Source organism: Sphingobium sp., from assembly GCF_033795625.1.
Classification (GTDB): domain Bacteria; phylum Pseudomonadota; class Alphaproteobacteria; order Sphingomonadales; family Sphingomonadaceae; genus Sphingobium.
Genome location: NZ_JARYGI010000064.1, coordinates 1 through 10791, shown reverse-complemented (window position 1 = coordinate 10791; position 10791 = coordinate 1). Strand labels below are relative to the sequence as shown.

Here is a 10791-nt window from a genome sequence, read left to right as displayed (position 1 = left end):
GGCATCAGCCCACTCGCGTTCGAAGCCAAGGTGGCATAATGAGATAGGTGACCGGCACAAAACCGTTACAAGTCCACTTCAACGACCGCCGGCTTGCCGGTTTCGGGATCCAGCTGCGTCGCCACATGCGCCCCTTCGGCGTCCAGCCAGTAGCTGAAGAGGGCGTTGTCCTGATTGCGGTCGGCAGGCCAGATTTCCCAATAGGATGCGTCAGGCGCGTTCCTCGCCAGAAACCCGGCGCCGAGCGTGAGGCGGCGCTCACGATCGACCGGCCCCGGCCTCGTACCCGCCACCGCCGGTTCGCTGGCATGATGCTCCGGCGTCATCCAATGGGTTACGGGCTCTTCGAATACAGCCAGCGTGCCGGTCAGGAACACGGCATAGAGAAGCCAGCAAAACCACAGTCCTACCCACGTGTGTAGCCACGCCATGGATTGACGCAGTCCCATAGCGGACACAGCGACGACGCTGGCACTCATGCTTTGACTACCAAGGTGAGCAGCCAACTCAACCCAAGCAACGAGGCCATGACCAGAAACACGGCCCAGATCGATCTGATGTGAGGGGCCGCGAAAACCCAGAGGATAATGGCGACATATGCCAGCAGGCCGGCATATGTCCCGATGAGCACCGCCTCCGCGCGCGCAAGCGGCAGAAGCGATGCCACCACGACAGAAACTGCCGATGCCAGCCCATATCCGACAACGATAGCAGCGACGGACCTGACGGCTGTGCTGATATGACCATGCTGCAACAGATCGATCCAGTCAGTATTTATATTTGGCTGTCACGAGGAAGCTACGCGGCGTCCCGAACGCACCGGACTGATAGAAGCCCACATTGGTCAAATAGGTCTTGTCGAACAGGTTGTTGAGGTTGGCGAAGACGCTGATGTTCCTGTTCACATTGTATGATGTCATCAGGTCGACGAGAACGAAATTGCTCTGGCTGAACCTGTGATATTCTCCGAGTGGAGAATTGTAGACGTCTTGCCAATTCTTGCCCTGAAAGCGCAATCCGCCGCCGACACTCAGCCCTTCGATGGCCTGTGGCTTATAGCTGGTATAGAAGGTAAACTGATCACGCGGTTCGAAGGTGGATACTTCAGCACCGGTAGAATCGCGGGTGACCTTGTGGGTATAGCCAGCCTGCAACTGCCAGCCTGGACGCACCTCGCCGGATACTTCCACTTCGAAGCCCTTAGTCTTGGCCTTGATCGGGATATACGCCCAGTCGACGGCGGGGTTGGTCGGGCTGGCGTTGTAGATGTCGTCATAGCCCTGCCGGTTACTCTCATGCACCTGGAAATAGGCGGCGCTTGCGTTCAGCCGGTTATCGAGGAACGAAGCCTTCAGGCCGACTTCGTAGTTCTTCCCATTGTTGGGATCGAGAATCCGGTTGTTGCGATCAACGACCCAGGGGTCCTGCGGCATGAAGACATCGGCGTAGCTGGCGTAGACCGAGAGGTTCCGGGTGAGTTCGTATGTCGCAGCGAGATAAGGCGTCAGGCGGTTCTTCACCTTGATCGTTGCTCCGCGCCCATCGAAATCATAAGTGATCAGACGGCCACCGGCGATCAGCTTGAAGCCTTCGAACAGGCCGATCCGCGCGGTCATGTAGCCTCCGAACTGCTTGGTGATATCATCGATGACCTGGTCCCAAGGCCCGAAGGTGGGCTTGGCGATGTTGCCGTCCCAGTTGTAGAAATCGGCGACGGTTCCGTCATAGTCCGCTGGCGTGCTCCAGTCGCCGTTGCCTCTCCACCGCGAACGCGACGCGTACAGACCCACGACAAGGTCATGCTCACCGCCCAGGATATGCAGCGGACCCTTGGCCTGGAGATCGAGCGAATTCGACCTCGTCTTGCCGCCATAGAAGGCGGAATAGATGGCCGCGCTGCCGTCGCTATAGGGATAGGAACCCTGGATCGTGCCGAGCGGCGCATCGTACATGTTGACCTTGCGCTCAAGCTGCAGCTTGCCGGTCCAGCCATTCCCGAAATCATGCTCGACGCGGCCGAAGATCGTGCGCGTTGACTGGTCCCAGTGACTCCAGCGCGCCGCGTTGCTGTAGCTTCGGGGCACTGAGTTCAGCCCGCCTGCCGCGTTGAACAGTGGGTAAGTGCCGGACCATGTCGAACCCTCCGGGCGGCTGTCCTGAAAGTCCGCGCCGACCGTTAGCATGGTGTCAGGCGACAGGTCGATCTCGCCGATGCCGTAAAATACCAGCGTCTGCCTACTATAGCGGTCCATGAAGGAATTGGTGTCCTGATACGCAGCCACCCCGCGCACGCGGATCGTGCCGTCAGCCGTGAGCGGACCGCCGACGTCGATCTGCCCGCGATAATTGTCCCAGCTTCCGGCGCTCAGTTCTACGATTCCCTGAAATTCGGTCGTTGGCCGCTTGCGGATCAGATTGATCGATCCGCCGAGCGAACCCACGCCGGTGGTCAGGCCACTGACGCCCTTGAGCACTTCGATACGGTCGTAGATAGCCATGTCGCTGGTTGTGTTGCCGGCCGCATAGCCGATGTTGCGGTGGTTCGAGACCAGCCCGTCATAGAGGAAGTTGTTGATCGAGAACCCACGCGAATAATACATCGTACGATCTGAATCGTAGGCAGCGACCGTGATGCCGGGTGTCTGGCGCATGACGTCATCGATATTCTTAAGGCCGAAATCATCCATCCGGTCACGCGTGATGATGGTCACAGACTGCGGCGTCTCGCGCAGGGTCAGGTCCAGCCGGGTAGCCGAACTGGTCGGCCGGTTCATGGTATAGGATCCCGTTCCCTCGGTTGCCGAACGGTCGCGGGTCAGACTGACGAGTGCGGCGGACCCCCCGGCCTCGCCGGCCCCCTCGACACGCACTGGCCCAAGCTGGATCGCGCTGTCCGCTGATGTGGGTGCGCGTTCGAGTGTGAAGGCGTCAGGGCCGGTTTGGCGGAACGTGAGGCCGGATCCGGCTAACAGGTGCGAGAGCGCTTCTGCCGGCCCAAAGCTACCCTTGAGACGTGGACTGGACAGGCCGTTGGTCAAAGCGGCATAGTAGAACAGCTTAATATCGGACGCCTCTGCGAAGCGATTGAGCGCTACCGCGAGCGGCCCTGCTGGAACATCATAGCTCTGCGCCGACTGCGCATGCACTACAACCGGCATGATGACCACGCCTGCGGCCAGAGCCGTTGTCGTCAGCATCGCTGACGCCATAATCCCGCGAAAACCTTTTGAAAGCGCCCGTTCTGCTCCAGAAATCATCACTGTCTGTCATCCCCGCACATCATGAACCAAGGAGGGGCACACGACAGTTGCGAGTGCCTCTCATTACTATGACGTTTGGCAAACGCCGATGTGGAAATGAGGATGGCCTTTCTTCCGTGAGTTCCCTTCAGCTGTGGAGGAAGATCAGCCGGTCGGTGATGCGCGTCGAGCTGATCCCCAGCGAGCGCTGGATAGCATCGAGAGATCCGATAGGGTCATCGACCGGAAGCACACCGCTGAACCGACGTTCGGCCAGAGCCTCCCCGACAACGCGGATATAGCCCCGATGATAGCGGTTCAGCTCCGCCACAACGTCGCCGAGCGGTCGATCGACAAGCACCAGGCGGCCGCGCGTCCATGCAGCCGCCGCGTCGATGTCGACAGCATGAGGGGCAATGATCCCGCCCGGTCCGTAGCGTGATGCCTCGCCTTCGCTGACGATAGCGATCCAGGCGGGCGTCGCGGCTTCAGCCGCCCGGGCCACCCGCACGCGATGCTCGGTCACGGTAACATCGGTGTCCGCACCCTCGCGCCGTACGATAAAGCGCGTGCCCAACGCCGTGGTCGCGCCGTCTCCAGCCTCGACCGTGAAAGGCCGGGTTCGATCAGCGGCGACAGTGAATGCCGCCTCGCCTTTCAATAGATGGATGATGCGTCGCTCGCTGCGATAGTCGATCATGATGGCGCTGGCGGTATTGAGTTCGACCCGCGAACCGTCGGTGAGTACCACCTCGCGCCGCTCGCCTGTCGCGGTCATGGCGTCGGCACGCAGCCGCGTCGGCCAATCCTGCGCCGTCCCCACGATCGCCAGCGCCAGGCAGGCGGCGACTGCACCCCCCAGCCATTGCCGGGACCGTGCAGGCAAGCGGAACGGTAGCACCGTGGATCGCCTGTGTATCTCCGCCTTGACCGGCACGCTGCCCATCGTACTCCAGGTGCGTTCAAGGCGCGCATAGGCGGTCGCGTGCAGCGGGTCGGCCGCGAGCCATGCCGCCCTCGCCTTTTCGTCCCCTGGTGTCAGCAGGCCGGCGTCACGTTCGGCGATCCAGCGCGCAGCTTCCTGCCTTATTTCCTCTGGAATGCGTTGTTCAGCCGCCACACATCGTCCCTTTCCCTGTCGTAGCCCGAGGCATTCGACAGCACAGGTCTCTCATAGTTTATGACGTTTGAAACCAGCACATGTGGAATCGCACCGCAAAGATGTCTGCTCATTCAGGCTCGCCATGAAGGCGCGCGTCGCAATGGAGCAGTGCGCTTTGCATCATCTTGGCGATCGAACTGCGGGACAGCCCGAGGCGCGTGGCGATCTCCTGCACAGGCATCTCATCGAATTTGCGCATGACAAAGACCTGCCGTGTGCGCGGCGGCAGTTCACCAAGCGCAGCCATCAACGCGTCGAGCTTCTCGCGGTCGAGTAATGCCTTGTCGGACGAGGGGAGGTCATCGGGGACATCCTCGGGCAGTCCTCCGGCCTCAAACAGCGCGCCATGCCTACGATCGGCGCGAAGCTGATCGACCGCGAGGTTCGTCGTAAGCCGATATAGAAAGGCCCGCTTGTTGACGATCGGCGGATCATCCTCGATCCGCTGGACACGAAACCATAAGCTTTGCGTCACGTCTTCGGCTGCCGGTGCACTGCCAACGATGCGTTGCGCAAGCCGCAGGAGCGACGGGCGCTCGACGAGCAGCATGCGAGACAGGACAAGGGCGTTGGTCGGCATTGACTACGCCTTTAACGCATGTTGCGAGCCATTCGCAACTACCGATCGGTACACGACCTTTGTCGGAAAACATATGAAACGCGCCGGTCCATGCTGGCGGTCGCGGCCAGGTGCCAGATCGGCGCCGATGCCCCCTGACGGGAAACCCCGCCACCGGCATTGTCGGACGCTTTCTCAACCCGACAGTGATTTTCGGACATTCCACGGGATCACAGGACCGCGCAATTCCGTGCGCGCCGGATTTTCGGCGGAACCGAGTGACGACTGCCTGAGATTCATGTGATTCACGACAGTCCCAGTTGCCCCAGAATCAGACGAGAGCCGTCCCGCCTGAGAATCCTGACAGCCGACCGTCCGTTATCGATTGATAGTGTTGAAAAACTCTGGCTTGAAGTAGTTTGCGAGGTCTGATTCACTGTTCGTACGGGACGGAGACGGGCCGATGATGGGCGAGCGGACGGTGGCACAGGAAGCGCTGTTTTACAGCTTCAACCTGGAACGGCATGTGCCGACAGACCATCTGCTGCGATCGATTGACGGGTTCGTCGATCTGCCTGGGATCCGCGAGCATTTGCGGTCCTATTACAGCGAGACCGGTAGACCATCGATTGATCCGGAACTGATGATCCGGATGCTGCTTATTGGCTACCGCATGGGCATCCGTTCGGAACGCAGGCTGTGCGATGAGGTGCATCTCAACCTCGCCTATCGCTGGTTTTGCAGATTTGGACTGGAAGGCGATGTGCCCGATCATTCGACCTTTTCCAAGAACCGCCATGGCCGGTTCCGCGACAGTGATTTGCTGCGCACGCTGTTTGAGAAGACGGTGAAGCGCTGCATATTGGAGGGCTCGGTCGGCGGCGAAGGCTTCGCCGTCGATGCCAGCCTCATCGCCGCTGATGCCAATCGCCAGCGTGGGGTTCGAGGAGATGAACTTTTGCCGCCTGAGGCGGCCAATCATGCTGTGAAACGAATATCTGGCCGTCCTTGACGATGATCTGGCCCGCGATCTGGCGCTTACCGACGCCTATGTCACTTCGCGCAGGGAACGAAAAAAGGCCGCCGCCGGGTACATTCTTCGATGCCGCTACAATAGATATCTTGACTACGTCCTCAATTCGAAAGTTGCAAAAATACGTGCCTGACGTCCTACTGGACGTCCGGAGATTCCGCCCTAACCTTCTAATCGACGACGATGCGCAGCGCGACGATGTTCGGGAGCGCGACTGGATTGGAGCCGTCGTCGGAATCGGATCAGCAAAGTTTACCGTCGTTCGAGAGGCACCGCGGTGCACGATGATCGCTGCAGAGCAAGCCGCCGATATTCCGCGCCACTCACCAATATTGCGCGCCATTGTCAAAGAAATGAAGCAGGCTCTTAGCGTTTACTGCGACGTTAAGAGACCGGGTTTTGTCAAACTCGGAGAATTCATTTTTCGTCAAGAAGCATAATATTTAGGGAGTATAACAACAAAAATATAATAAACGCGGGTGAGAAGCATGAAAGTACTTCAACATATAAGGGGTGAATCATGAGACTTAGCGTTGTAAACTTGAGACGAGTTCCCGGACTGCTTTGCACTGCAGCTACGTGTCTGTGGTCGCCCTCAATCCACGCGCAAGTGGCAGAAACGAGAGAGGCTGTCGATCAGGCGGCTTCTACCGTAACTGAAGGCTCCGGAGGCGGCGACATTGTTGTTACGGCTACCAGGCGCAGCGAAAGCCTTCGCAATGTTCCCATCGCAGTTACTGCCCTAACTGGCGAGGCGGTGAAGGACATGCGTATCACCAATTTCAGCGATATCCCCGCGATCATGCCCGGCGCCGCATTTATCAGCACCAAAGGACCCAGCACCGCTAGCATAGTGATCCGAGCGCAGAGCACGACCAACGACTCGCCGCATCTCGACATCCCCGTCGCCATTTTTCAGGACGATATCTATTTCGGGACGCTAGCTTCTTTTGCGTCGGACTTTTTCGACCTCGAACAACTCGCGGTTTTGCGCGGTCCACAGGGCACAACGTTTGGACGCAACGTCGTTGGCGGCGCAATTCAAATCACCAGCAAGAAGGCGCGCGTTGGCGATACTTCGGGCGAAATTAATGTCACCTTGTCGCATTACTCGCCTGCCCGCGATCCCGGCATCGATAGCCAAGGCTATTTCAATCTGGCGACGAGCGACACGAGCGCCTTTCGCCTCGCCTATAGCAGCAAGCTGATCGGCGGCTATTCTCCCAACAGGACGACCGGCGGTTATCTCACAAATCAGCGCAGCATTGCTCTGCGGCCGACCTTCACATGGGAAGCCAATGACGCGATCACTATCGGCCTAATGGGTCAGTACTTCCATGAGAATGGCAATTCGGCCGCATATCGTATGGTCGGAGAAGGCGCGGAGAACGCGAGGTGCGATGCGATCCGCAAGACCAACTGGGATGTCTGTCACAATCTCGACGGAACCAACGCCAGGACCATCTGGCTTACCCAGGCGCGGGTTGACGCCGACCTTGGCCCCGCCAAGCTCACTTCCATCACCAGTTTTCGCCACCTTAAGACCAACTATGTCGATGACGGCGATAGCTCCTCGAACCTGACGAACGTTGAAAGCATCAACGACAGCAAAGAAGAGGAGTATAGCCAAGAGTTGCGGATCGCCTCGCAGGGCGACGACCGCTTCCAATATGTCGGAGGTGTCTACCTGAGCTACGAGCGCTTGCAGAAGACGATTCACCTCGGCTTTGACGGCACCGTGCCTAACATGCGCCTTGCGACCTTGACCGGCGGGCAACTCCAGCGTCAGATTGTCGATGGCATATCGAAAGTAAGCAGTGGAGCAGTTTTCCTAGAAGGCAAATATCGCTTTACGCCGACCTTAGCTCTCACTTTGGGAGGTCGGTACACTATCGAGCACAAAGAAGCCGCGACGATACACGACGGCTTCACCGTTTTCTACGGATCGCCCTACAGCGTAACCGATCTGCGCGAAACATGGAACGCGTTTACCCCACGCACTATACTTGAGTTTAAGCCGCATGACGGCTTACTGTTCTATGGCAGCGTATCTCGGGGCTTCAAAGGCGGAGGCTGGTCACTGACGGGCAGGACGCCCGCTGCCGCACGGATCGCCCTGCAACCCGAAAAGTCGACGAGCTACGAACTGGGCGCTAAGCTGCGCCTTCTGGATAGTCTAGATCTCAATATCGCGGCCTATCACGCAGATACGACCAATCTGCAGGTCCGCAATCTCGTTAACGGCGCGCTGACCGATACGAATGCTGGCAAATTGCGAGTCAAGGGTGTCGAGGTCGAATCCGTCTTCAGGCTCTCGCCCCAATTCAACATGACCGCGAACTACGCCTACACCGACGCTTATTTCGTCTCGTTCAGTGGATGTGCGTCCGGAATCGATTGCACAGGCAATAATGCGCCCTATGCACCCAAGCATGACATCACTGTCGGCGGGCATTACAATACTGACATCGGTGCAGGCCATCTCACTGCGGATTTGACCTCCCAGTGGGCAAGCAATTTCGCCGTTGGCGCGCTCAACAACCAGTCCTTCGCTGAGTCGCACACGGCTAAAAAAGGGATCGTCAACGCCTCAATTGGTTATCGCTTTCCTGACCGCCGCACACGCATCCTAATGTGGGGCCGCAATCTGACGAACACTTGGTCCTTCAGCGCGGCTTCCGACTTCAGCTTCCTGTTGCTCACCCAGGCCGAGTATGCTGCAGGTGCCCGGGAGGTGGATCGTGGCTCGATCAGTCCACCACGCCAGATCGGCATGACCTTGACGCGCAGCTTCTGACCATGAACCAGTGCGGCCGACGCCAAGGGCAGCGATCCTTTGCCGGGGGCGCCGGTCTGCTTTGAAAAGATAGGACGAGATGATGCGACCTGAACTCAGCCCGCTCTTCGTCAGCCAAATCTGGCGCTATCCTGTGAAGTCCATGGGCGGTCATCGTATGGAGTTCGCGGCTATCGGAAGTCGCGGCATTACCTATGATCGTGGTTGGGCGGTGCGCGATGAGAAGGCGATGGTGATACGCGGCGCGCGGTTCATTCCACGCCTGTTGATGTGCTCCGCCGCTTATCTTCCCGACACCGACGCAGGCCTTGTGCCGCATGTCGCCATTACCTTGCCGGGCGGTGCAGTGGTCAACTCCGATGATCCAGCTATCCATCGGAGGCTGTCCGACGAACTGGGTCGCCAAGTTACGCTGGTGCCACTGAAACCGGACCCCGAGATGCTGCGTCCGACGGCAGGCCAGGAAGACCCGGCAACGCGAGAGGCCAGCATGCGCGAACGCTTAGGCCTCGAACCCGGCGAGCCGCTACCTGACCTAAGCGGGATTCCTCCGGGTCTGATGAAGGAGTTGATTGAGTTTGGCGCGCCGCGGGGTACCCATTTTGACGCATTTTCGATAACAATCCTGACGACATCCTCTATTCGACGCCTTCAGAGTTTCGTGCCTGACGTGGATTTGGACGTGCGCAGGTTTCGGCCTAACATCCTGCTCCACGACGATGGCGCCAACGAAGGTGTTCTTGAGCATGCTTGGCTGGGCAGGACTGTTCGCATCGGCTCGGCCACCTTCGACGTAGTGATGGATGCACCGCGCTGTACCGTCATCGCCGCCGAGCAGGATGGCGGAATAAAAAGAGACAGCCGCATAACGCGCGCTATCGTTCGTGAGATGAAGCAGTGCATCGCCGTCTATTGCGATGTTGCGCAAGCCGGCGAGGTGCGCGTAGGAGACTCGTTGAGCCTTCAAATGTGAAAATGCTGAATGCGGGCGGCTTCCGGAGGAAGATGGTGAGAAAATGACCGGAAGGGATATGGGCCGGAAAGGCAGCACTCTCACGACAATGTCTCAGCGTCACCAGTCGGCTGCTTCGCTACAATTTTCCGTTCAGCCCTTGCAAGAGGGAGCCGTCCACATATGGAACTGGCAGCCCGCCGGTCAGGGGCCGATCTCTCAAACTGCCTAAGCTGCGGCCTTCAGAACACGCTTACGGAGAAGGTACGTCGGTGCGCGAAGCGGCGAAGCTCCTCAAAGGCCATCATGCAACGCTCTACCGAGCGCTCACGCGCCAGTCGTTGGGCTTTGATATCGTTCACCGAAGGTTCCGCGGACCGCTGTCTGTGTAACAAACCTTACCCTTGACGTATGCGTCGATCAGCACGCGGCAACTGTTGGTCAGGGTGCGCAGATGCCCCTGCATCTCGCGCACGGTCCTGATTGCCTTGTCGCGCGTTCGGTTATGACAGGCGGCTATAGGTCAATTTTGGCGATTGGCGATGCTAAAGTCTTTGGTCTGCTCCTCACCTTATTCCCTGCCATCCAGCCGTTCACCATGCATCTCTGAAAGATGCCAGTAATACCAACCTCCGATGATGCTGACTCACGAGAGGGATTCCCAAAGGGGCGAAACTCTGACTCTATGGCTTCCGGTTGGAGGGCACGGTCATGGGTGCAGCGATCGGAATGCGGAACGACTTTGACGCGGTGGGTTTGAGGCGACTGGCGCGCGCGACGAGGAGTGCGAACCAGGGTCGACGGCTGCTAGCATTGGCGGAAATTTATGATGGCGGGAGCCGCAGCGATGCAGCGCGTATCGGCGGAGTGACGTTGCAGATCGTGCGGGACTGGGTTGTGCGGTTCAATGCCCGAGGTCCCGATGGGCTCCTCGATGGCAAGGCGCCGGGCAAGCCTCCCTTGCTGAACGAAGCCCAGCGCCAAGTTCTGGCGGAGATTGTTGAAAGCGGCCCGATCCCGGCGATCCATGGAGTTGTCCGCTGGCGGCT

The 10791-nt window shown here is 58.9% G+C and carries 8 protein-coding genes and 1 pseudogene; 5 read left to right on the top strand and 4 right to left on the bottom strand.

The genetic code is table 11. The annotated features are described in order from the left end of the window. Positions 1-65: 65 nt before the first annotated feature. The 4 genes from QHC67_RS18195 to QHC67_RS18180 all read right to left on the bottom strand — a co-directional run bounded on the left by QHC67_RS18195 (position 66) and on the right by QHC67_RS18180 (position 4981). Positions 66-479, bottom strand: a complete 414-nt coding sequence (locus QHC67_RS18195) for a PepSY-associated TM helix domain-containing protein (RefSeq protein WP_319296500.1) — start codon at positions 477-479, stop codon at positions 66-68. A gap of 288 nt (positions 480-767) precedes the next feature. Then, on the bottom strand, positions 768-3197 hold the full coding sequence (locus QHC67_RS18190; protein ID WP_319296497.1) for a TonB-dependent siderophore receptor: 2430 nt from the start codon (positions 3195-3197) through the stop codon (positions 768-770). A gap of 190 nt (positions 3198-3387) precedes the next feature. Then, complete coding sequence (locus QHC67_RS18185) at positions 3388-4359, bottom strand: FecR family protein (protein ID WP_319296495.1); 972 nt, start codon at positions 4357-4359, stop codon at positions 3388-3390. Between the two features lie 109 nt (positions 4360-4468). Further along, complete coding sequence (locus QHC67_RS18180) at positions 4469-4981, bottom strand: RNA polymerase sigma factor (RefSeq protein ID WP_319296492.1); 513 nt, start codon at positions 4979-4981, stop codon at positions 4469-4471. 442 nt (positions 4982-5423) lie between these two features. Between QHC67_RS18180 and QHC67_RS18175 the strand changes: the two are divergent. The 5 genes and pseudogenes from QHC67_RS18175 to QHC67_RS18160 all read left to right on the top strand — a co-directional run. Next, positions 5424-5976 (top strand): annotated as a pseudogene (locus tag QHC67_RS18175) (transposase); the annotation flags it as partial. Beyond that, complete coding sequence (locus tag QHC67_RS19270; RefSeq protein WP_413818573.1) at positions 5975-6433, top strand: MOSC domain-containing protein; 459 nt, start codon at positions 5975-5977, stop codon at positions 6431-6433. The pseudogene QHC67_RS18175 and the gene QHC67_RS19270, both read left to right, overlap by 2 nt. A gap of 80 nt (positions 6434-6513) precedes the next feature. Beyond that, positions 6514-8790: a TonB-dependent receptor gene (locus QHC67_RS18170; protein WP_319296489.1), complete on the top strand. Its 2277-nt coding sequence runs from the start codon at positions 6514-6516 to the stop codon at positions 8788-8790. A 79-nt stretch (positions 8791-8869) separates the two neighbouring features. Continuing rightward, complete coding sequence (locus tag QHC67_RS18165) at positions 8870-9763, top strand: MOSC domain-containing protein (RefSeq protein WP_319296486.1); 894 nt, start codon at positions 8870-8872, stop codon at positions 9761-9763. Positions 9764-10453: 690 nt separating this feature from the next. Continuing rightward, the coding region (locus QHC67_RS18160; RefSeq protein ID WP_319296484.1) for a helix-turn-helix domain-containing protein at positions 10454-10791 on the top strand (338 nt) is incomplete at its 3' end.

What these genes read in the sequence shown, in the direction of transcription:
- QHC67_RS18195 (WP_319296500.1), bottom strand. Translation starts at nt 479, where the DNA reads ATGAGTGCCAGCGTCGTCGCTGTGTCCGCTATGGGACTGCGTCAATCC.
- QHC67_RS18190 (WP_319296497.1), bottom strand. Translation starts at nt 3,197, where the DNA reads ATGCTGACGACAACGGCTCTGGCCGCAGGCGTGGTCATCATGCCGGTT.
- QHC67_RS18180 (WP_319296492.1), bottom strand. Translation starts at nt 4,981, where the DNA reads ATGCCGACCAACGCCCTTGTCCTGTCTCGCATGCTGCTCGTCGAGCGC.
- QHC67_RS19270 (WP_413818573.1), top strand. Translation starts at nt 5,975, where the DNA reads ATGATCTGGCCCGCGATCTGGCGCTTACCGACGCCTATGTCACTTCGC.
- QHC67_RS18170 (WP_319296489.1), top strand. Translation starts at nt 6,514, where the DNA reads ATGAGACTTAGCGTTGTAAACTTGAGACGAGTTCCCGGACTGCTTTGC.
- QHC67_RS18165 (WP_319296486.1), top strand. Translation starts at nt 8,870, where the DNA reads ATGATGCGACCTGAACTCAGCCCGCTCTTCGTCAGCCAAATCTGGCGC.